Origin of the sequence: Erysipelothrix tonsillarum DSM 14972 (genome assembly GCF_000373785.1) — a bacterium.
GTDB classification, from domain to species: Bacteria; Bacillota_I; Bacilli_A; order Erysipelotrichales; family Erysipelotrichaceae; genus Erysipelothrix; species Erysipelothrix tonsillarum.
The window spans coordinates 207,096-229,900 of the sequence record NZ_KB892377.1 but is presented as its reverse complement, the minus strand read 5'-3'; the positions used below and the strand labels follow the sequence as shown (position 1 = coordinate 229,900).

Genomic DNA, 22,805 nt, shown 5'->3' with positions numbered 1-22,805 from the left:
ACTAAAGTCCTCCAAATCTACGATTTCGTTGATTGAAATCCTCTACACACGTCTTAAACATTGGACGATCAAACTCTGGCCATTGAACATCTACAAATAGAAGTTCCGCATACGCTAATTGCCACAATAAGTAATTTGAGAGTCGACGGTCGCCTCCTGTACGAATTAATAAGTCAACCGGCGGTAATCCGAAAGTATCTAAATGTGACTCAAAAACAGCTTCAGTCACAGTATTGATACCCTCATTCACAATTTCCTGTGCAGCTCGAACAATTTCATCTCGAGAGCCATAATTTAATGCGAAATTAAGAATAAGTTTATTATTATCTTTTGTACGTTCAACTGCATTTTCCATAACCTTACGTGTACGCTCAGGTATTTTTGTTAAATCACCAATGGTACGAATCTGAATACCTTTTTCCATAAGTTCTTTTAAAAATTTTTCGAAAAATATAGCCGGTAATTTCATGAGATAATCTATTTCTTTTTGTGGACGCTTCCAGTTCTCTGTTGAAAATGCATACAAAGTGATGACTTCAACTCCTAAATCCAAGGCCTCCAAAGCAATATCACGTACATTCTCACTACCATAGTAGTGACCGAATGTACGCTCTTTTTTTTGCTTGGTTGCCCATCTTCCGTTACCATCCATGATGATGGCCACATGTTTTAGGCTGTTCATAATTAGATAGTCATGATTTCCTTAACTTTGTCTTTAGAAATCGCGTCAATTTTCTTCGTAACATCATCCGTTAGTTTTTGAACATCATCAAGAAGTCGTTTTTCTTGATCTTCTGGAAGATCTTCAAGTTTTTTGATTTCATCATTTAAATCACGACGAACATTACGTGCCGCTACTTTAGCATCTTCAGCTAAACTACCGACTTGTTTTGATACTTCTTTACGTGTTTCTTCAGTTAATTGAGGCACATTAATACGAACTACAGTTCCATCATTTTGTGCTAATAATCCTAAAGAACCGTTATTGATTGTATGTTCAATTTCTTTAAGTGCAGAAGGATCGAAAGGTTTAATAACCAATTGACGTCCTTCTACAACTGAAATTTGAGCAATTTGCTCAAGGGGTGTTGCTGAACCATAGTAATCAATTGAAACTCCATATAACATTGATACGTTTGCACGTCCTGAACGTAAACCGCCAAGACGGGTTTCAAAGTTTTCAATGACTTCGTCCATTAAGAGACGACCATCGTTAATGATTGATTGCATCTTTATTTTCCTCCCTTAGATACACGTGTCGCTACCGCTTCACCTTTTACTGCTTTTATTATATTATTTTTTTCATTCATATTAAATACAATTAAGTCGATATCATTATCCATACACATTGATGTTGCGGTAGTATCCATAACTGCAAGTTCTTCTTGGATTACATCCATATAGGATAAACTATCATATTTTAAAGCGTCCGGATTTAAACGTGGATCAGAATTATAAACTCCGTCTACGCCATTTTTAGCCATTAAAATTACATCAGCCTTAATTTCCGAAGCGCGTAACGCTGCAGTGGTATCCGTTGAGAAGTATGCGGATCCAGTACCAGCACCAAACACGACAACCCGTCCCTTCTCTAAGTGACGAATTGCGCGACGTGGAATAAATGGTTCTGCGACCTTAGTCATATCAATTGCAGTTTGAACTCGCGTTTCAACGCCATTGCGTTCTAAAGCGCCTTGGATTGCTAAAGCGTTAATTACAGTGCCCAACATTCCCATGTAGTCAACTTGCATACGATCAATGCCTAAATCTTCAGCCATTCGACCCCTTACAAAGTTCCCTCCTCCGACAACGATAGCGACTTCGACACCATCATTGACGATTGTTTTAATTTGTTCTGATAAATCATCGAGAACGATCGGATCAAAGATTTCTCCATCTGTTGATAGAGCTTCTCCGCTTAATTTTAACAATACGCGTTTGTACATGTTGCACGTCCTTTCAAAAAGGACACAGTAACTGTGTCCTTATAAGTCATTAATTAAACTTGAGCTGCTTTTGCAACTTCAGCTGCGAAGTCTTCTTCGCGTTTTTCAATACCTTCACCAACTGCATAACGTACAAATGATTCTACGCTTGCGTTTGCTGTTTTAAGAACTTGTGAAACCTTAGCTTTTCCATCTTTAAAGAAGATTTGATCAACTAATGAGATGTCTTGCATTGATTTGCTTACGCGTCCTTTAATGATTCCAGCAACAACTTGTTCAGGTTTGCTTGAAAGTGATTCGTCATTTTTAACGATTTCAACTTGAATGTTTGTTTCATGATCAATAATTTCTGAAGGAATTTCAGCTTGTGACACATATTGTGGTGACATTGAAGCAATTTGCATTGCCATGTCTTTTGCTAATTCTTCATCAGCGTTCTTAAGAACAACTAATGCTGAAATCTTTCCACCCATATGCATGTACTCACCGAATACTTCATCATCAGCTTTTTCTACAATTGAGAAACGGCGTAATGTAATTTTTTCTCCAATTGTTGCTGTAGCAGCAACAACTAAGTCAGATACTGTTTGTCCATTTACGTCAAGTGCTAATGCTGCATCTAAATCTGCAGGATTTGAATCAAGAATTACGTCGCTTAATGTATCAACGAGTTCAACAAATTGATCATTCTTAGCAACAAAGTCTGTTTCTGAGTTTACTTCGATAACAATACCGCGGTTTCCCTTAACAGTAACCTTTGTTGTTCCTTCAGCAGCAATACGACCTGATTTCTTTTGAGCATTTGAAATACCTTTTTCTCGTAACCAGTCAACTGAAGCTTGAATATCGCCTTCAGTAGCTTCAAGAGCTTTCTTACAGTCCATCATTCCAGCTCCAGTAAGATCACGAAGTTCTTTAACTAACTTTGCACTAATCATCTTTACGCCTCACTTTTTTCTGTTTTTGTTTCTTGTTTTGCTTCAACTTTTTCGTCACGGTTATTTGACGGACGGTCGTTTGACGGACGGTCATTACGTGTATAACGTTGTTGACGACGACGATCATCGCGTTTACGACGTTCTTCGAAACGTTGACGACGACGACGGTCATTTTCAGCAGCTTGTTGTTCTACGTTAACGATAACGTCTTCCATTGTGATATCTTCAACATCTTGATCTTGATAAGCAACTTGTAATACGCCACCTTTTGGTTCGATCATTGCATCTGCCATTAATCCTACGATTGTACGGATTGCGCGGATTGCATCATCATTACCAGGGATTGCGTAATCAACTGCATCTGGATCACAGTTTGTATCAACGATTCCAAATACTGGGATTCCTAATTTACGTGCTTCAGCAACTGCGTTAGCATCTTCAATTGGGTCTACCACAAATAATGCATCTGGAAGTTTCTTCATTTCTTTAATTCCGCCTAAGAAGTTTTCTAGACGATCTTTTTCTTTAAGTAATAATGACACTTCTTTTTTAGTATAAACATTGATTGATCCGCTGTTTTCCATTTCTTCAATTTCAACTAAACGACGAATTGATTTTTGGATTGTACGGAAGTTTGTTAATGTACCACCTAACCAACGTTGGTTGATAAAGAATGATCCACTACGTAGTGCCTCTTCTAATACGATTGTTTGAGCTTGTTTCTTTGTACCAACAATTAAGAGTTTACCGCCTTTTTCTGCGATATCTTTCATTGCTGCATATGCCTCGTCAAGTTTTTCTTGAGTCTTGTTCAAATCGATAATGTAAATACGATTTTTCGCTGCATAAATATATGGTTTCATTTTTGGATTCCAACGACGTGTTTGGTGTCCATAATGAACTCCGCTTTCTAATAATTTCTTCATTGTCACAACTGACATAACTAAATTCCTACCTTTCCGTTAGTCCTCCATCATTTCTAAAGTAGACAACTCATCGTGAGCACGGGGTCTACGAATCCATGATGTGTGAATTAGGCATTCTTTTGATGCCATTGTATATTCTATCATACTGACCTTACTTAGACAAGGTTAATTCACCGATAAATCGACTAATTATTTGCCCTAAGATCCCGTACAAATTGTTCTAAACGATCCATTCCCTTTTCGAGAACCGTAAGAGGACTTCCATAAGAAATTCGAATATGGCCCTCTGTACCAAAATAAATCCCTGGAATGGTAACAAGACCATATTGGTCCGCTAATTGGGTTGCAAACGCTTCCGAAGCCATGCCAAACTCTTTGATTGATGGAAAAACATAAAATGCACCTTCTGGACGGACATAGGACATCCCCATCTCATCCAAACGTTGAAGGATATAATCACGACGTATTGCATAAGCTTCAACCATATAGCGTGTGTCCACTCCAAGAGCTACAATGCAAGCTGATTGTGAGAAACTTGAAATTCCCGTCACAAGGTTTTGATGAAGACGGTGCATTAATTCAATGCACTTTGTATCCGCAAGGACGTAACCCACACGCCATCCTGTCATGGCATGCGATTTCGAGAAGCTTTGCGTAATGATTATTTGGTCTTGCAAAGATTCATCAAATCTTAAGGTTGGAATTGCTCCCTCATAAAGCATTGATCGATAAACTTCATCAACAATTACATAGATATCAGAGCGTACTGTTAACACTTCACGAATAGCCTGAATACTTGCTTCATTATACACAACTCCAGTAGGATTATTGGGGGTCGCAAAAAGAATTGCACGGGTCCGATCTGTAATCACCGCTTCTAACATCTCACGTGTCACTTGAAAATCGGAGACACTCGTATCAAGCAATACTGGAACTGCCCCTGCCAATGTAACTTGCGTTTGATATAAAGGGAAGCTCGGGGTAAAGATAACTACCTCATCTCCTTCCTGAACCACGGACCAAATCGCAAGCGTTAATCCTTCGGTGGCACCGTTTGTTATGATCACATTCGCTTCTGTGTACGGTTTGAGATTGAATTGTGATTCATACTGAGCAATGGCTTCACGAAGTTCCAAATTTCCAACCGCTGGCGGATAGTGCGTGTCATTACGATTGAGGGAATCCATAGCTGCCTCTTTAATCGCATCCGGCGTATCTAAATCTGGCTCACCAATAGTTAGAAAAACCATATCTTCGTGCCCCTGATAACGCGCAGCGAATTGTCGGATTCCACTTAACGTCAACCGTTCAATCCTACTTTTCATCCACAAGCCCCCAATCACTTGTTTGATAGATTGCATACAATGGCACGGACTTACCATTAATACTTAACACGGTCTTCCCAAATTCATTGTCGCGTTGACCATTCCAAGAATTAAACTGACCAAATAAACGTGTCACAATCGTACCGAGCCAAACATAGCCTTCCAAAGCACCAATGACGACAATTTTATCCGGATTAATTAATTCAATTTCATCACGCACTGTACGACACAATTCCGGTTTTTCATTTTCGTAAACATCCATTAATTGTTCATTTGAAAATCCTCGGCGTAAATCTAAATACTCAAAATCCATCTTTAAATCGGTGATTTCTTGTTTTATCGAATCCCGATCACTGATAACTAATAATTTCATGTTCGACCTCTTTTCTTTTCTACTTCTATTTTATCATAGAACTTATTCATCCAATGTATGAATCACTCGCATTTTTATATTTTTCAGGATTTTTTTACCCTTTCAATGGTATTATGTCGTATGATTGATAAAACACATAATGAGGTATTAACATGAACAAAAAAATCATTCTGACTTTACTTTTCCTTATTTGCACCATAATTCCGATTAATGCTGAAGGAAACCATGATATTATCCCGATTTACGATCTCGGCTTGAATAGTCAAAACTATATTTTAGTAGATCTTAATACAGGTCAAACGCTTGCTGAGAAAAACCACGCTTTACGCGTGCATCCAGCCTCCATTACAAAAGTCCTTACCGTCATCACAGCGATTGAGTCGTTGGGTGATACTTCACTGGATACACTTTATACCTTACCTCCCGAAGTTTTTGATGGATTGGATCCAATTGCATCCGTTGCAGGATTTCAAGAAGGAGACCAAGTAACCTTAAATGATATCCTTCACGGAATTATGATGCCTTCAGGCGCAGACGCAACGCGTGCCATGTCTTACTATTTAACCCAAGATCCTGAAAAGTTGGTTGATAAAATGAATCGTCTTGCTCAGCGTATTGGCATGAAAGACTCCCACTTTGTCAATACAAGTGGCTTGGATGATCCCGAGCATCTAACCACAATGGATGACCTTGCAAAACTCCTTATTTACGCACTCGATAACCCTATCTTTAAATCAATCTACGAAACTGAAACCTATACGACATCCCCTACGCCATCACACCCAAATGGCATTCCATTAACCAATGATTCGCTTGTAGTCGGGCACAAAATGGGATACAACATGATCAAAGGGGCTAAATCCGGAACCACTGACCTCGCTGAGCGCTCACTCTCAAGTTTTGCTCAAGACGGCTCACAAGCCTATCTTTTCATTTCCACCAACGCCCCATTTGAAAATCGTCTTTATACACAAATTATGGATCACGGTACGGTTTATGAACATGTCATAACAAACTATAATCATGTCCCTCTATTGTATAAAAACACAACAATTCAAACTGTCCCAATTAAAAATGGACGAACTGATTTTGATGTATATTTTAATGAAGATATTTCAAGTTTTCTCCCACGAGATTATAGTTCTAGCGATTTAAAAATTGAATTTATACCGACACAATCCACCTTCGAAGCACCCATTCCCAAAGATTTTAAAATGGGAACTGTTCGATTTGCTTATAAAGGAAAACATCTTATTGAAAAAGACATCTTAAATCCCGAAGAAATAAAACTCTCTTACCTTAAAGTTGCCTTCGAAGCGCTCAAGTTAATTGCATTTATCCTAGCAGTTGGATTAGGAATCCTTGCGGTTCTATATCTTATTTATCGTCAATGGAAAGATTATCGCGATCATAAATATTACCTAAAAAAACTAAGTCGCAGATCATCACGAGAACAAAAATAAAACAGGTTACCCCTCATATTAGGGCAACCTGTTTTATTTTGTTTCTTCCTGAATGACTTCATTCAATAATTTGGCTTCTTTATCCGTTAAATTTCGTGTATCCAAAAGATCTGGACGCACTCTATAGGTTTTCCGCAAAGACTCTTTTAAACGATATGTTTCAATATTTGCATGATGTCCACTCATTAAAACCTCAGGTACTTCTTGACCTTTATAGGTGCGTGGACGCGTATAGTGAGGATACTCAAGTAATCCGTCACTGAATGAATCATCCTCGTGGGATTCTTTGGTAATGACACCATCAACAAGACGAATCACCGAATCTGCAATAACCATCGCAGCCGTTTCACCACCCGTTAAGACATAATCCCCAATCGACATCTCAAGATCAACATACGAGCGGATTCGTTCATCAAAACCTTCGTAATGACCACAAACGAGAATAATATGTTTTTCTTTACTTAAATCATACGCCAAAGATTGTTTTAATGTTTTCCCTTGTGGAGTCAACATGATTACCAATGATCCTTCCGTGCGGGTTGCCTCAATCGCATCGATAACAGGCTGACACATGAGCACCAAACCTGCACCACCACCATAGGGATAATCATCCACACGGTTGTGTTTATCTTCTGTAAAATCTCGCATATCAACAACATCTACTTGAATAAGGTCCCGTTCAATCGCTTTACTAATAATCGACGATTCCACAAAACCTGTAAACATTGCTGGAAAGAGCGTTAAAATACTGACGCGCATTACAATCCCTCCATCCAGTTAATATCGATGCGTTTTGCTTTCGTATCAACTGCTTGAATAAATCGTTCAACAAACGGAACGAGAATATCGCGTTCGTCCGCCTTAATGCGCAGAACCGGATGTGCTGGAGTTTCCATAATTTCGGTAACTAAGCCGAGTTCTTCCCCATCTGAATAAACAGTACATCCTTCTAAATCAACAAAGTAATATTCATCTTCTGGAAGTTCATGTTGCGCTTCACGGTCAATTGAAATTTCTCCTTTGTGGAAAAATTCAACATCGTTGAGATTATCCAGTCCTTCAAACTTGATCAAAATCGACCCATGATGACGGCGAAACGATGCGATAACGTAATCAACAGTCTTTCCACCAAGTTTTAGATGAACAAGTTGTCCCGGCGCAAATCGTTCTTGAACAAAGTCTGTTTTGGGCGCAACTTTTACCTCACCTTTAATTCCAAAAGGCTTTTGAATGATGCCAATAATAATATGTTCCATATAACCTCCAAAAAAAGGATGTATTGCTACATCCTTAATATGATTCAAATTTAATTGAAATACGTTGATCAAGGACACGGGACCCAATTGCCATTGTTTGACGAATCGCATGTGCCATCGTTCCTTGACGACCAATTAAACGCGCAATATCTGCACTGTCGGCATATATCGCAAGAATAATTTCATTCTCATCTAAGCTCGGTAACCTTTTGACACTCAAACCCTTCTCTTCTTCCACTAATGGAAGAACTAAATCATAAAGAATATCTTCAACCGGTTTCATGATTATTTAGTTAATTTTGATTCGTGGAAACGAGTCATGATTCCTTGTTTTGAAAGAATGCTACGAACTGTGTCTGATGGTTGAGCTCCTACTGATAACCATTTCATTGCTTTTTCTTCATCAACTTTAACTACTGCTGGTGAAGTTGTAGGATCATAGTAACCTACGATTTCGATGAAGCGACCATCGCGAGGTGCGCGTGAATCTGCTGCAACAATTCTGTATGAAGGTTTTTGTTTTGAACCCATTCTTCTTAAACGTAATTTAACTGCCATGTGTATAGCCTCCTAATAATGTTAACGTAATTGTTAATTTCCTTGTTAAGTATATCATATCAACAAGAGGTGTCAAGTGTTTTTACTTGACACCCTTTGCTTTATAAAAATTTCGATTATCAAGTGCAAACATTCGCGTACTAAACTCACCTTCTTCAAGGTCATCATAGAATTTTTCAAACATATTGGTGCGTGCATCTATATTATCGATAAATGTCAACATCTCAGCTTCCTTCACCATTGGTAGTACCGGTGATCCGAACTCCATCTTACCGTGATGAGATAAAATCATATGACGTAAAATTAAGACCTGTTCTGTATCTTGATACCCAAGACGGGTAGCAACTTCAACAAAATTAGCATGTTCAATTGAAATATGACCTAATAGCTTACCCTTAGCACTATACTCACTTAACATAGCTGCGGTATACTCTTCAATTTTACCCATATCATGTAAAATCACACCTGCTAATAACAAGTCGCGATTGTAGATGGGATAGAGATCGCAAAGACTATTCGCAAGTTGACACATTCCATAAACATGAGTTGCAAGACCACCCACAAAATCGTGATGATTACGCGTTGCTGCAGGATATTGATAAAATTGTTCGCCACAGTCCTCAAGTGAAGCTTCAACTAAAGCTTTAATAATTGGATCTTCAATTTGATTTTTAAAACCATTAATTTGTTCTTTTAAAAATTCAACATCGTATTTTGAAGCATTAACAAAATCACTTAAGGTATATTCTGTCTGCTCTTTAATCTCAATACTGTGAATTCTTAGTTGTAGGCTTTGTCGATACTGAAGTACATCACAATGAACAACTCCGATTAGACCGACTTGGATCATCATTTCTTGTTCGGGTTTGACATCCCAAATCTTACCTTCGATCTCTCCCGTGTCATCTTGTAATGTAATTGACATATATGGGGCTCCATTTTGTGTTACCCCTTTTGTATAACGTGAAATTAACAATGGAACTGTTAATTTTTGACCTGTTTCAAATTCTTTAATTTTCATTTTCATACTCCTCTAGTACACGTGCAATCATGTCATAGTCGTATCCACGCGATAACGCATGACGTACAACGCGATTCCGTGTTTCACGAGCATCGTACTTACGGGCATAACGTGCCGTGCTTTTTTCCATCACCTTTTTAAGGCTCTCAAGTTCATTTGTTTCATCAAAATCATCTTTAATTATGCGTCCAACAATATCATTGATTACTTCAAATCCATAACCTTGACGTTGTAAATGCTGACGCAATTTCGATTCTCTTTGTCGACTGGATCCATCACGCAATGTTTTCATAAATGTTTCGGCACGGCGAACACCACGTTCAGTATAGTCGTCATAGTCCTCATCTTCTAAGGCTGATAAAATGCGATCTGCTTCAAAACCACGTTTACGCAAATCATCAACAATGCGTTGATTCCCGCGCATTTGTTCACGATGGTAATCAATTTTATCTCTAAAATAGCGATCATCATCAATAAAACGACGACGTTTCAACAAATCAATAACGACATCGACTTGTTCTTGAGTTAATTCAAGTTTTTTATGTAGATACTCAGACATTTCATATGAAGTGTAATCTTTAACACCAATACGTGAAAGGGCTAATTGATACGCCTCATAGATTGCTTGATCATCTTCAATTTCATTTAATTCGTTTCGTGACAACTCGCGACCCACCTCGATTCCTCTTCGTTCAAACACATACTGGTCAATGACCATGCGTTCATCACTTTCTTTTGATTCAAAATCAATAAAGACTTCGTCACCTACTTGTTCAATCGCTGTAACAACATAACGGCCAAAATAGGTATCAATGGCACGTTGATAAACCGCTAACACACTATCCGCAAATTTCGAACTATCAAAGGTTGATGCTTTTTCAAGTGCGTTTGCTCTCAAACGATTCCATAATGACACATCCGCTTGAAGTAAATGTTGTGCTTTATCAGCAAATTCATCCGATGATTCGAACAAATAACCAGTCTCATCATCAACAATAATGCCTTCAAGCGGTTTATCAGGACGTGCAAAGACACACAGTCCACAGGCCAAGGCTTCGATGTAAGTTAAACCTTGGGTTTCTGTAAGCGACGCAGAAATGAATGCATCGGCCACATGATAGAAATTCACAACATCCGTAGCATTCACCGCTCCAACAAAGATTACAGAATCTTGAATTCCAAGTTGCTGCGCTTGTTGTAACAATTCTTTATCAGAAGGTCCACCACCCACTATAAGGAGTTGTGCTTCAATGTTGCGAGACAAGAGAGCCGCAAAGGCATCAATGACCACATCAATACTTTTTTCTTTAGCAAGGCGACCAATGTAGACAAACGTAGGTTTCTCACCCAGGTGATATTCATCACGAATAGCTTGAATACGCACTTCATCACGATTGGCAAAGCGGCTAAGATCCAACCCTGTTGGAATAACTGCAATTTCCTTACGGATATCATAACCCAATAACATTTTCTTTGTTTTATCAGAAGGAGAAATAATTACTTGAGCTTGTTTGGTAAACATGCGGCTCATCTTCGCAATCGCCTTCTTCGATAATTGATCGACTGATTTAAGACCGAGTAAGTTTACATAATGCGTGTAATCTTCATAGGTCGTATGGTAAGTTGAAACCAGTGGTAGATGTAGATTTTTTGCTACGAGTCGAGCAAACATCCCCACTCCGAATTCTGAATGGACATGAAGGACATCTAAATCCATTTCCTCAATCGCGCTAAGCGCTTGAATATGAAGTGGACTACTCATAACGTACCCATATAAGAATTTCAATTCCAAACCGGGTAGTCGCAATACACCGTCTTCATATGTCGTATTTAAGATTGAAGGTTGGTTCGTAATCACAAAAACATTGTGTCCTTGTGCTTCCAATGCATTTTTTAACGTGACAATTGACGTCACCACACCATTGATATCTGGTGTGTAGGTATCTGTAAATAAACCAATTCTCATTGAGAATGCCTCCTTTGGCATTGTTTTGACTATGTTAATAATAATCTAATTTAAGAGAAATATCAAAAAAAGACACCCCGAAATGGGGTGTTATTTAATAAAGTACCACACATTCTTCTGAATCATCTTCGCGAAGTTTTACTTTTACTGTTTCATTGAGTGAGGTTGGAATGTTCTTTCCAACAATATCTGCACGAATAGGAAGTTCACGATGGCCACGGTCTACTAATACAGCAAGTTGCACCCGTTCGGGACGGCCATTGTAAATGATACCATCCAATGCCGCACGAACAGTACGACCTTTAAAGAGTACATCATCAACGATCACCACAACACGATCTTGGACACTGATCGGCAATCGAAACGCTTGATCGGACGCCTTAACATCATCGCGCCAATAACTAATGTCGAGTGAAGCTACCGGAACCTTAATATTTTCGAATTGATACATGAGTTTTGCCATACGAAATGCGAGTGTTGCACCTCGGGTCTCAATACCTAAAAGTACAACTTTATCGAGCCCTTTATTTTTCTCAATAATTTCGTGCGTCATCCGAATCAACGAACGGTTAATTGCACTTTCATCCATTATAGTTTTCATAATTTAACACCTCTTGAAATATTATAGCAAATACCTATTGATATTGATATACGACTGTGTTATTATTTGTTGGCAGTCAGTTAAATAACGACTTCCAAAGCCTTTTAGGGGTATAGTTCAATGGTAGAGCTACGGTCTCCAAAACCGTCAATGTGGGTTCGAGTCCTGCTACCCCTGCCAATTATATAATTACAACCACTTTTAAGTGGTTTTTTTTATTTTTATACAAATTCTCCTGCCATACATCTACCATAAATAGCATTTTTTGTGCCCTTAAAATCTAATGGTTTCGAATATAAAATATATATAGGATTATGTGTTTAAGTCAAATAATAATAGGTCCTAAATTGATATCATAATTAAATAGATTGGATCTTCTTTTCTATTTATAGCTACTTAATCCACATACTTATATCGACCCCTTACAAAAAAAACCTCATATACCATAAGGGATTTTTTATTACATACTTTTCACAAAAACAACGTATGCAATTTATAACCTGAAGAGTTTCTTCAGTGGTTCACTTTTCAAATGATATCCCATTGACACGCTTGAAAATTCGCCCATTCTCAGCGAGAATTTTCTTCTTCTCTTCAGACATTCAAAGAATTCAGTTATCCATGAATAAGTCTCCGACTTTCCTAAATCATCATTTGATTTAGTGATAGGATTATAAACACTTTTCCTTACTGGTGGACAATCATAATAAAAAATTCGATAAAGTGAGTGGTTATAAATCTCACCCATTATTCTTTCATTAAAATGTCTTTTACAATACGCCTCTAACTCATCTGCAGCATCTTCAGGCATTATATCTTTAGAAACAGAATTTAATCTTTTTCTAAAAAAAACCACCATCTACTAAAATAGCAGTTATACAATTGTCTTGAATGACTGGTCTTCTATTTTTACATTTTTTTACGAGCCATATTCCTCCCCGCAGAAAATAAATAAAACCATCGGTTCGGACAATCCCTTATCGATGGGAACCTACTTCCAATGGCTTTGATATTGATATTTTATCATTTTTTTCACATAATCAATAACCTTTTATAAATAACATAATTATTTGTCAAGTGAATATGACTGTTATACATCAAATATATCACTTCTCAAAACAAAAGATTAAAAAATTAATAATATAAGATATTTCTCTAGTTCTTTTTTGAATTAATAAACTAAAAAACTTGATGCTCTCAATCTTTTCTAATCGCGCTTCAATGAGCCGATGACAGCAGCACCATTTGGTTTCTTCTCTACTAGTTTCGTCTTCGCTTTAGGAAAATTATTCGTAACCGTACGGATTACTTTAACAGTTTCAGTAAAAGATGTTCATCGCACCATTGGTATTCCAAGGAGGCACAAACACCTTACTCACCCTAAACTTAAGCGACAACTTAGTTTGACGTTTTCGTGTCTTCAAATGCTAAATCCCATGACTATATTTTAATGTCCAATTCCCATTCATTTGAAGTCGCTTTTTCAATACTTAATCCCAAATTAAAAAGAACCCTTCCGAACTCTTAAATTTTTTCTGCTTTGTCTAGTAATACCATCTGTAATACTCGAAGCTTATGCAACCAATATGACACATTTTCTGGATGCTTACATAAGTAGCAACTTGGAAACGCTTCGGTAATTGCAATGGATTTACTGTGCCGTGGTGCCATCTCAATGACAATTCTCTGATTCATTTGATAAATAAGTTTTTCTAACCCCTCACAGATTAGTCGTGTACGCTTAGCATGCCGATAATTCCCTCGATTCGTGTATGATACATAATCTGCAAAGTGTCTTATTGCAAGTTCTTGTCTTTCGCCATCAGCAATCTTTGTTTGCAATCTTTCTCACTCCTCAGTCGTTAAATTCGCGCAAAGGGATTGTTAATCTCTCCACTATGCTCATATGAGTGTTTATCACGTCAATGCTCTGGATCAAAATTCTTGAACCCAAAAATGAGTGACGTTGAATCTGGCGGATAATATATCTCTTCCGTATATCGAACCACATCACAATCTTTAGTTAACTTAGCTCGATTCACTTCTTCAGTAAACCCAAGTGCTCGTTTAACAAATGCATTCTCGATTTCAGATACCAAGACTTCCTTGCCACGTTCAACTGCTTCTCGTATCTCAGGATACTTGTTCATCCAGGCATATAACGTTTTCAGAGCGATACCTATGTTCGCTTCAATTTGTTCGTTTGAAATCTTACGAGCCCATCTTTCAAGAAGCAATAGAATTTTGCGCGCAAGCCATATTGCGTATTTATCTCTTTATTTGACATAAATATCATCTTTTTTGATTATAATACATATATCACATCTTATTGGTCGATCAGAGAGGGGCAGGAAAATGGAAAGATTATATTTAAAAGAAGAATATGCAATACAACATGCTTTAGAGATTACTAAACTAGCTGTTGAAAATTGATTGTTTTCCGAAAAAGAAACATCGGAAGAATTAACAATTGAGATTAGTAATTTCTATCACAAATTATGTATAGAACTTGCAAAGTAAAAAACACCTTAGGGTGTTTTTTCTTACATAAAAAATCCATGGTTAATAAATGATTTTCACCTTTCTAATAATCAAAATTCTTTGCGACACCATTCATAATATGATTTTGAACTCTATTTAATTGTGTTTAATAAACTGCTATACCTAATTCCTGCACTAATTCGATGGTTAAATCTTTATCCATCATTATAACATTAGAAAATTTTTCGATAGATTGCGACGACACCATCATACCACTATCTAGAGCATGATTAAAAAACATATATAAATCTTTATCCTTAATATTTCTAAAATCCTTGTACTTTTTATTATTTGTAGCTCTAACAAAATTATCGTATAGGAACGTTTCCTTACCATTCATACCTCTAAGTTCCATTGACTTACTTGACATATTTCGTGATTTGCGATTAAAGTACGATCCCAAAGCGTTGATTTCAGCGCGCATATCTAGTACAGAACGATATAGCTCAGTAATCATTTCGTCTGATTTAATATTTGTATTCTCATTCTCAATTACAGTAAAAGTCTTTAATGCATCAATTACAGGATTACTGATATTACCTTCATCTAAAAACATTACATGTTCTATCTTTTTATGAAGTTCTTCCTTAAGTGCTTCGGTTCCAGAAATATCATTTATGAAATCTATATATTGATAGTCTTTAATATCAAATGGAACACTTGAATTTTCTTTTAGTATGTGAATTGTTGGCTTTTTAAATGCATGCGATAACGCCAACTCATACATTACATTTGGATTTTGACCAGTGATATTAGCAATTACCAAGTCTGCTTCATAAATGGCTTTAATAATATTAGGTGTAATTTGACCTACATGAAAATCTACCGCGCTCTTGACCTGTTCGAATCCGCAATTTTCTGCAACTGGTTTAATTACAACATCTACAATTCCAAGAGCTTCTCGTTGAACCTCTGTCCCTTTTCCACCTATTGGTGTAATGATAAAACACTTTTTTTCTGTTTTATTCTTTTCTGTTTTATTTGGCATCTTCTACCCCCCCATTTTTAATATCCTAATCATAACAAAACCCCACCAGATATTCTAGTAGGGTTTATAAGGGGTTGGCTCAGAATGGAAAAGTCAATGAATGAATAAGTGTGTTAGTCACAACTGACACACTACCATAATAACACCGAAAACATGGGACCGAGGGTCAAATTAAATATCTGTTTGTAATTGTTCAACGGAATTATTCATAACATCTTAACATATTGAACAATATACTCTGATCATTTACCACTAATAGGTATACCAGTTCTATCCACATGGCACCCTATTTCGAGATCAACATCTAATACAGTTCCTTTGGCGAAAGAAAAACTATATATATTTTTTCTAAATTCTTCATCATTTATTTTAACATGAACTAGTTCGCTACCTACATGGACTAACCATTTTGACTCACCATAAAAATCAATTTTAGATACTTTTATATTTCGCCTTACTACTTGTCAGTCAACTCTGGTACATCAATAGATTTAGACATAGGTTCAGATAATATATTTCTTTTCTTTTTTCTCCTTCAATCACGATCTCCATTTCAAAACCTGAGACAGACTAATTCTTCGAGAGTATTCTCATCATCCTAGTTATCTTATCATCTATATCTTGATTATCTGTGTATGCATCAAAAGCTAATTAATCAACTACAATAACTGTGTTACTATCACCAGTTATTGTAGTTGATTTGATTTTCAATAATTTCTTTCGGTTTGCTTCCCGAGAGATGTTGTTTGATATCAAGAAAAGTCTTGAACATAGATATAGCTGTCCCTGCATTTTGTAAGAGTGTTGGATTATTAACTGCCACTGCTCCTAAATATACTATAAAACTTACTTTCTAACATCTTTATAATAAATTTTTGATAATCACTTTCTGGAAAATATTGTGTTGATTTTTTTTGTAAATTTGCTGTGCAAGATAATATAGTTGCTAATATATCAATATTCACTTCATTTTTCCTCGCTAATATAATCTCATTTCCTCATGAATTTGATCCATTTGGCACCCTATTTTTAACATACTGTTATAATCTTCATAACAAACCCTACTAAATTTGAGTAGGGTTAATATTTTAACATGATTTTATCAATATGTCTGTTCACAGTTTTCTCTGAACAATAAAACCGTGTAGCAACTTTATCAATGTTAATGTTTTTGAAGTAGATATTAGTCACAATCAAGCGATCAGAATATTCAAGACTATCTAAAAAGCTCTTTATTTCATCAGTTCGATAACGTACAAGCGCTAACTTCTTTTAATAAATCTGAAGTTTATCCCTAAGCTCATTTTTACGCTCTTCAGGGGTTAAACCGCTGTTTCCGAGTACCAAAGGAGCATACAATAAATTTTTCGGATTCTAATTGAGCTTCTAGCTTAATAATTTTACTCTCGTATTTATGACACACGTTCAGAAGATACATGTAGTTTCGAAGTTCAGACTAAGCGTGATTTATCTTGGCACCTTTATCTTGCTTGGCAATCACGCAGATAGTTATTATTTTGTCGCATTATCTATCAACTCCTTTTAAGGTCTTACTTTCGTTACCTGCTATTAGGATCATCATGATTTTGAATTATCATTTCTCTTATTACAGAAAATATAACCTCACAAACAATTGCAATTCCCAGCATGAGAAGTGATACCTTCAAAAACAACCACAAGTTGTCTATCATATCTCCACCTCCAACTCGTCGATTTTGATATAGATTCCTGGAACTTTATCGTACAATTTCTCGAAAAGCATCGATGTATCTGTTCATCATTATTCCACAACCCTAAATAAGTCATGCAATCTAGAAGCAATTTTTGGATATTATCAAAGTTAGACTTTACAGGTTTACAAGAGCCTCTTTTATGCTCGAGACGTTCTTTGTAAAACCACACAACTTTCAAACAAATTGGCAGATTTATTGAAGTCTTAGAACAAATTTGTAAAGATATCCTATTAGATCAGCGCAAGCTGCTTTCAATTTGTCAGGTTCAAAGAACACTGGTTTGCCACTTACCACACGAACCTTCTTTTGTTGATGAGTCGTCATAGGGTAATCATCGGTACGAAGAACTCAATCACTGACTTCACCATTCACAAATTTAATAATCGTAGATATAAACGACCGTAAACACAACATCACTTCCTCTACCACACATCTAATCAAATCGAATAATTCATAAACAAAGTTTCTATAAAAAACTACAATCTGACGTTAGTGATAATTTAATCTAAGCTTGAACTTACACCTCGAACACTCGAAAGATATTGTAAGTTTTTTTAGTTTTTAAATTCAATCAGTTCATTAGACTTGTCCATATGCATTTGAAAAACACTCATAAAAGGCACGATATCTTTTGATATCCTACTTTGATGCTCTAAAGTAGTTCGTCTAATTATCTATAATCACAAATCTCAAGCTAAACGCTCTCCTAGATCTATCCACCCCTTTCCTTCAAGATATACGTCATAGTTTGATACATTGTCATCGTCATGAATCAAAATTCAGTAGCAACAATAATTCGAGGTAAATTGCATGCATCTAACATGATGTTGTTTTCAATTGTTCTTTGATAAAAATTCTCCATTTGTTGACATAATCATAATAAAATAATCCACTTCTGCTCAATCTCCATTCATCCGAATTTTATGCAGGGTAGCCTTAGTTATGCAATGCACTACTTACATTTAATCAACTGACGTAATAAAACTTTGATGAAACTGCATTTTTTATTAATTCTAAGATGCTTATTTTTTTATATTAGATTCCTTACTTTATTCTGAACAATTATTCTTTTGATAAACCTGGGACATCATGTTCCTGATTTATTGCACTGTATCCTTTTTTCTTTGGAATATTTCCAAACATTACAAATATAATAGTGCGTAAGTATTTATTTTTATCTTCTTTTCGTTTCACTTAAGGTTTGACTTGTTAGCCTTAAATTTCAAATTCATTTATAAACTGAGGCTAATACAAATTTCAGATTAAGTTTTGGTGTCAAATGATTCAGTTTTCGCTTGTAATTCCACTATCAGTTGATGTAAAACTATTTTAATGGTATTGTTTCGTTAGAAAGCGGTTACTTGTGTGATAATCATAACAATTGAAGGATATAACTTTATTTGACTCCAAGAAGTAATTTTATATTAAACCCAAGTTTTAGATTTACTAAAGAACATTCTTTCAAATGTTAAAAGTAATTTAATATGTGATTTCATAATAGTGCTGTTCTTAGAAAGGAGGATTTATGATACTAAATAATTTGAAAACTCTAGAGCAAAAAATGACGCAAGAAGATATAAATAGAGTTACCTTTAGCTCCTTTGTTAAGGGTAAAAAATTTAAGTGTATTTACTTAAGGGACTTTGAACCTAAAAGACTTTTCTTTACATCTTTGGGCTCAGACGCTTTTGTATTAGAAAGAGATGTTGGAGATGACTTCACCATTTCAGCATCAATCGAAAATGAAGTATACAAACAACTTGCGTCTTATATTTCTCCTACTTATACAGAAGAACGATTTATTCCAAGTGCTTTTTTTTCTGAATTCAATGATCAACTAAAGGATGTTGAAATAATTAAAACTACTGCCGCAGAAGATCTTTCATTGATTTCAAAAGTAACTTCCATAGAAGAGTCTGATAAGATTTATTTTAAAACATTCTATCGTAATTCTCTTCCAAATAAACCTTCACAACTAAATATACAGAAAACTGCATTCGCTTTTGGAAATGCTTTTTCAAAAGTCTTACAATTAGCGGGTATAAGTACGGTTTGGTCGGTTACACCTACTGATAAATCAGTACGGACTGATGAAATCGCATTACTTTTTAGAGAATACCACGAGAATAATCAATGATTTTATGATTAATAAACAATTATAACCCACCTGTATCAAATACAGACATAGGTGGGTTCTTTTTTTATAAAATAAATTGTCAAATTAAAGCCTATATTTTACCATTATTAAAACTACCTCTAGTTTCATACCCTCTTTTGATTTCCACTTTACGGTGGAGTTTTTTCATATCTACTTTGACGATTAGCCACAGAGAAATCCATATATATATTGTGAGAAGGGTAGGATATCTAATTCAGGATTCTCTATCTTTGATCTGAAATAAATCTGCTCTGGTGACCAACTGTCGTCAATCTCGGCATTAATATATTCTCGCACAACAGATGTAATAGCTATCTTTCTACCACAATAATCTTTACGTTCAAAATAGAGTCTCTGAGCGTTTACGGGATAATAAATACCCTTCTTACCTTAATAACGATTAACTTCTCTCGATATCGTAGATGGACTTCTTTCTAGCTAGAGGGCAAATTCTGGTATGGGTAAAGCTTCAAATTTTGGAGATTATCGACAGTTTTTAAGACTCCAATCAATGTTATTGCTCTCCCCCTTAAAAGTTACAAACTGTGACAATAATCACGCACAAGTGCACTACATAGCTTTCTTCCTAGATATAATTTGACGCTCTTCGTTTTGATTCCATGAATATATTTTCTTCTCGATTACTTTTAATACAAACATACTCTTTCTGTAATCTTATACAAACTGATTATTCTATTATATTGTAGCAATACAATAGTCGATAAAGTGATAATCATATTTACTCTATGTGATGTAATTTTCAAACATTAAAAACATTGAGGTGAAGATACGACTTTCATCTAGAATTCAGCTACAACTTAAGATATTATATAAATAAGAATCAGTTTTGATTCTAGAATGCTTCATATAGGTATACGAACAAGTCATCATTAGAGTTATTGTGCAGTTTAGCAAGTTTCACTTAGAGTTTCTAAATTTATAACTTTTGAATGTATCAAATAATATGGATACTAATAAAGATTATGACCGTATGTTTACCTTGGGAATCATAAGAAATATAGTGATTTTAGAATCAAGCGAGGTAACTATAGGGATATAAATTAATTTGCCCTCAGAGGGGGTTTGTGATGGAAGTCATATTATTAATCTTTAACAGCTAAATTATTAATATCATGAAACCTACTTAAATGATTAATCAATATCCTGAGTCTCATATTTTGAGATTCAAGTAATACAAAATTCTAGGAGGGGAAACAATGAATTTATTACTATCTTTACATCACCTTACTATCTATGCATGTGAAATACCTTTTATCGATGATGCCGAATTAATGACACGATCTAAAGTAATTAAAGTTTATGATGGATTTACGGATTTTATTGCCGGTGTTATAAAATCGATAACTGGATTAATCCTTAGAAGTCACGACGCCATAGCACACCATTTCGGAAATAATATTGCGCAAAATTGGAATGACTATAATTATAGGGGGACGGTTAAATAATCATGAAAAAATATACCCTATCTTTTTATTTAAATATTTTGTCTGTTGCACTAGCAGCTTTTCTTTTTAATACGCAAGTCTATTTTGAAAATAATAAGACTCTGTATGCTATTCTTGCTTCAATCGTGTATATCACCTATGCATTTTCTTTATTACTCCCTTTAACGTCGGGAGTTATTGAAAGAATGACTCCCGTCATTAAGAATGCAAATTCAATTTTGATTCTATTATCTTCATTGTTTATGTTTGGTGGAATCACTTATATATCGAAAGTTTTGAATTTATATTATGTTGTTGCTTTATATTCAATACTTGCGATTATCATCATGGCAACTACCATAGATTTAGTGAAAAATAACAAAACTGTTTTAATAAAACCTAGCGTCGATGAATCAGAAAACTCAAAAAAAATATCGTTCGTTATTGTACCCTTAATGATAGTGATTTTCGGTAATGCTAAAAAAATTTACCCTTACAATTATCTGATTTTAATCATTTTTTTTATCATACAAGCCTATCTCATCATTAATTTGAATAATGCTGATGTTAGAGATCGAAAAATAGACAAACTTTGGCTGAGTAAATTTATTTTACTCGGAAGCCTAATTATTCTTATTATAATGGTCATCTATGATCTTAAAGGAATTATTCCTTATGCACTAGCAACTATTTCTATCTATACATTTAGTGGCGCATCAACTTAAAATAAAAATGGTATGTCAACAGTTAAGTGGACATACCATTTTTATTTTAAATTATTTAATCTATATCGAATTCTTATTTGGTTAAAAATATAAATAACTATTAAACGATAGAGTGTCCGTTCAATCCAAAATTTCTATCCCTGCTTCTTCATAAACTTTTCTCCACCCGTCTGGTCGTGATCTATCGTAACGAACGCCATCATAACGCTTCATTTTATTTAAAATTTCATTTTCATTTTTAAGTATCCAAATTATTTGATGTTGCTTCACAATATTAGCGATATCTTCTCTCGTCAAGTTTGATTCAGAATCTAATAGTAGTGTGACGAAATCATTTCGTGTAAAAGCATGCTCCCAGTGAAACACTTTTCGTCCTACGTCTCCCAAACCTCCATTATCAATGCTTCTCACTTGATCAGACCAAGACATATCTCTTATATCTTTTCCTAGTGTTTTAAGTTTTTTAAACTCATCGTATGCGGCTTTCGAAACCAGTTTTTTATTAATATCCAAATCTCCCAACATGTTCCAAGAATAGCTAATCGTTCTTCTAATGTGTTTTTTTATTTCTTTATGATTAATTTTTTTATATTCTAGAACTTGAACATAATACCAGTCTGCAAGATGGGTAATAGCATGGTCATACAATTACAACACCCTCTTTCTATATTTATATCATAACAAAATCCACACCTATTCCGGAGATACAATTTTACACATACCAGTTCGAGTTAAAAACGCGAACCATTTCTTGAATTGATATACACTGATGCCTCTATAAGTGATTACAAATCATCTTCCACCCTAATTATTTGTATCTATGCTACAATATAATTAGAAAG

The 22,805-nt window shown here is 35.4% G+C and carries 24 protein-coding genes and 1 tRNA gene; 5 read left to right on the top strand and 20 right to left on the bottom strand.

Features of this window, described 5'->3' with window-relative positions; all coding sequences use genetic code 11:
• Window position 1 precedes the first annotated feature (1 nt).
• From B096_RS0101090 to B096_RS0101060, 7 genes are all read right to left on the bottom strand, one after another.
• Window positions 2-682: an isoprenyl transferase gene (locus B096_RS0101090; protein ID WP_083912977.1), complete on the bottom strand. Its 681-nt coding sequence runs from the start codon at window positions 680-682 to the stop codon at window positions 2-4.
• A gap of 2 nt (window positions 683-684) precedes the next feature.
• Window positions 685-1,230, bottom strand: coding sequence for a ribosome recycling factor (gene frr / locus B096_RS0101085; RefSeq protein ID WP_018578933.1), 546 nt, complete (start codon window positions 1,228-1,230; stop codon window positions 685-687).
• A 2-nt stretch (window positions 1,231-1,232) separates the two neighbouring features.
• Entirely contained in the window at window positions 1,233-1,946 is a 714-nt protein-coding gene (gene pyrH / locus B096_RS0101080) for a UMP kinase (protein ID WP_018578932.1), read from the bottom strand.
• 53 nt (window positions 1,947-1,999) lie between these two features.
• Window positions 2,000-2,884, bottom strand: coding sequence for a translation elongation factor Ts (gene tsf, locus B096_RS0101075; protein ID WP_018578931.1), 885 nt, complete (start codon window positions 2,882-2,884; stop codon window positions 2,000-2,002).
• 2 nt (window positions 2,885-2,886) lie between these two features.
• A complete protein-coding gene (rpsB, locus tag B096_RS0101070; RefSeq protein WP_018578930.1) occupies window positions 2,887-3,825 on the bottom strand; it encodes a 30S ribosomal protein S2 in 939 nt (312 codons plus the stop codon).
• Window positions 3,826-3,995: 170 nt separating this feature from the next.
• Window positions 3,996-5,135 (bottom strand): pyridoxal phosphate-dependent aminotransferase, encoded by a 1,140-nt coding sequence (locus tag B096_RS0101065; protein WP_018578929.1) that lies wholly within the window; start codon window positions 5,133-5,135, stop codon window positions 3,996-3,998.
• Window positions 5,125-5,508: a hypothetical protein gene (locus B096_RS0101060; protein ID WP_018578928.1), complete on the bottom strand. Its 384-nt coding sequence runs from the start codon at window positions 5,506-5,508 to the stop codon at window positions 5,125-5,127. Before B096_RS0101060 ends, B096_RS0101065 begins: the two co-directional genes overlap by 11 nt.
• Before the next feature lie 152 nt (window positions 5,509-5,660).
• On the opposite strand from B096_RS0101060, the gene B096_RS0101055 reads away from it, so the two are divergent.
• Entirely contained in the window at window positions 5,661-6,971 is a 1,311-nt protein-coding gene (locus tag B096_RS0101055) for a serine hydrolase (protein ID WP_018578927.1), read from the top strand.
• A gap of 33 nt (window positions 6,972-7,004) precedes the next feature.
• On the opposite strand, the gene trmD is transcribed toward B096_RS0101055, so the two are convergent.
• The 7 genes from trmD to pyrR all read right to left on the bottom strand — a co-directional run bounded on the left by trmD (window position 7,005) and on the right by pyrR (window position 12,373).
• Window positions 7,005-7,730, bottom strand: coding sequence for a tRNA (guanosine(37)-N1)-methyltransferase TrmD (gene trmD, locus B096_RS0101050; protein ID WP_018578926.1), 726 nt, complete (start codon window positions 7,728-7,730; stop codon window positions 7,005-7,007).
• On the bottom strand, window positions 7,730-8,227 hold the full coding sequence (gene rimM, locus B096_RS0101045) for a ribosome maturation factor RimM (RefSeq protein ID WP_018578925.1): 498 nt from the start codon (window positions 8,225-8,227) through the stop codon (window positions 7,730-7,732). The genes trmD and rimM overlap by 1 nt, the downstream gene beginning before the upstream one ends.
• A 34-nt stretch (window positions 8,228-8,261) precedes the next feature.
• The gene (locus B096_RS0101040; RefSeq protein WP_018578924.1) at window positions 8,262-8,510 is read right to left on the bottom strand and encodes a KH domain-containing protein; all 249 of its coding nucleotides are present in this window, start codon (window positions 8,508-8,510) and stop codon (window positions 8,262-8,264) included.
• A 2-nt stretch (window positions 8,511-8,512) separates the two neighbouring features.
• Window positions 8,513-8,785: a 30S ribosomal protein S16 gene (gene rpsP, locus B096_RS0101035; RefSeq protein ID WP_018578923.1), complete on the bottom strand. Its 273-nt coding sequence runs from the start codon at window positions 8,783-8,785 to the stop codon at window positions 8,513-8,515.
• 82 nt (window positions 8,786-8,867) lie between these two features.
• Window positions 8,868-9,806: a 3'-5' exoribonuclease YhaM family protein gene (locus B096_RS0101030; protein ID WP_018578922.1), complete on the bottom strand. Its 939-nt coding sequence runs from the start codon at window positions 9,804-9,806 to the stop codon at window positions 8,868-8,870.
• A complete protein-coding gene (locus tag B096_RS0101025; protein ID WP_018578921.1) occupies window positions 9,796-11,772 on the bottom strand; it encodes a glycosyltransferase in 1,977 nt (658 codons plus the stop codon). Before B096_RS0101025 ends, B096_RS0101030 begins: the two co-directional genes overlap by 11 nt.
• Before the next feature lie 94 nt (window positions 11,773-11,866).
• A complete protein-coding gene (gene pyrR / locus B096_RS0101020; protein WP_003773247.1) occupies window positions 11,867-12,373 on the bottom strand; it encodes a bifunctional pyr operon transcriptional regulator/uracil phosphoribosyltransferase PyrR in 507 nt (168 codons plus the stop codon).
• 106 nt (window positions 12,374-12,479) lie between these two features.
• On the opposite strand from pyrR, the gene B096_RS0101015 reads away from it, so the two are divergent.
• Window positions 12,480-12,553, top strand: a tRNA-Trp gene (locus B096_RS0101015).
• A gap of 313 nt (window positions 12,554-12,866) precedes the next feature.
• Here the strand turns inward: B096_RS0101015 and B096_RS10045 are convergent.
• The 5 genes from B096_RS10045 to B096_RS10235 all read right to left on the bottom strand — a co-directional run bounded on the left by B096_RS10045 (window position 12,867) and on the right by B096_RS10235 (window position 17,804).
• On the bottom strand, window positions 12,867-13,184 hold the full coding sequence (locus B096_RS10045; RefSeq protein WP_018578920.1) for a PIN domain-containing protein: 318 nt from the start codon (window positions 13,182-13,184) through the stop codon (window positions 12,867-12,869).
• A 713-nt stretch (window positions 13,185-13,897) separates the two neighbouring features.
• A complete protein-coding gene (locus B096_RS0101005; RefSeq protein WP_026254079.1) occupies window positions 13,898-14,215 on the bottom strand; it encodes a hypothetical protein in 318 nt (105 codons plus the stop codon).
• An 80-nt stretch (window positions 14,216-14,295) separates the two neighbouring features.
• Window positions 14,296-14,610 carry a hypothetical protein gene (locus B096_RS09405; protein WP_018578919.1) on the bottom strand — a complete coding sequence of 105 codons (315 nt, stop codon included), beginning with the start codon at window positions 14,608-14,610 and terminating at the stop codon, window positions 14,296-14,298.
• A gap of 410 nt (window positions 14,611-15,020) precedes the next feature.
• Window positions 15,021-15,902 carry a hypothetical protein gene (locus B096_RS09720; protein ID WP_018578918.1) on the bottom strand — a complete coding sequence of 294 codons (882 nt, stop codon included), beginning with the start codon at window positions 15,900-15,902 and terminating at the stop codon, window positions 15,021-15,023.
• Window positions 15,903-17,525: 1,623 nt separating this feature from the next.
• A complete protein-coding gene (locus B096_RS10235; protein ID WP_414843262.1) occupies window positions 17,526-17,804 on the bottom strand; it encodes a RusA family crossover junction endodeoxyribonuclease in 279 nt (92 codons plus the stop codon).
• Between the two features lie 1,356 nt (window positions 17,805-19,160).
• Here B096_RS10235 and B096_RS0100985 point away from each other — a divergent pair.
• From B096_RS0100985 to B096_RS0100975, 3 genes are all read left to right on the top strand, one after another.
• The gene (locus B096_RS0100985) at window positions 19,161-19,772 is read left to right on the top strand and encodes a DUF6037 family protein (RefSeq protein ID WP_018578916.1); all 612 of its coding nucleotides are present in this window, start codon (window positions 19,161-19,163) and stop codon (window positions 19,770-19,772) included.
• Between the two features lie 1,238 nt (window positions 19,773-21,010).
• Complete coding sequence (locus B096_RS0100980) at window positions 21,011-21,259, top strand: hypothetical protein (protein WP_018578915.1); 249 nt, start codon at window positions 21,011-21,013, stop codon at window positions 21,257-21,259.
• Between the two features lie 2 nt (window positions 21,260-21,261).
• Window positions 21,262-21,963 (top strand): hypothetical protein, encoded by a 702-nt coding sequence (locus B096_RS0100975; protein ID WP_018578914.1) that lies wholly within the window; start codon window positions 21,262-21,264, stop codon window positions 21,961-21,963.
• 120 nt (window positions 21,964-22,083) lie between these two features.
• On the opposite strand, the gene B096_RS0100970 is transcribed toward B096_RS0100975, so the two are convergent.
• The gene (locus tag B096_RS0100970) at window positions 22,084-22,611 is read right to left on the bottom strand and encodes a hypothetical protein (protein WP_018578913.1); all 528 of its coding nucleotides are present in this window, start codon (window positions 22,609-22,611) and stop codon (window positions 22,084-22,086) included.
• Between the last annotated feature and the right edge of the window lie 194 nt (window positions 22,612-22,805).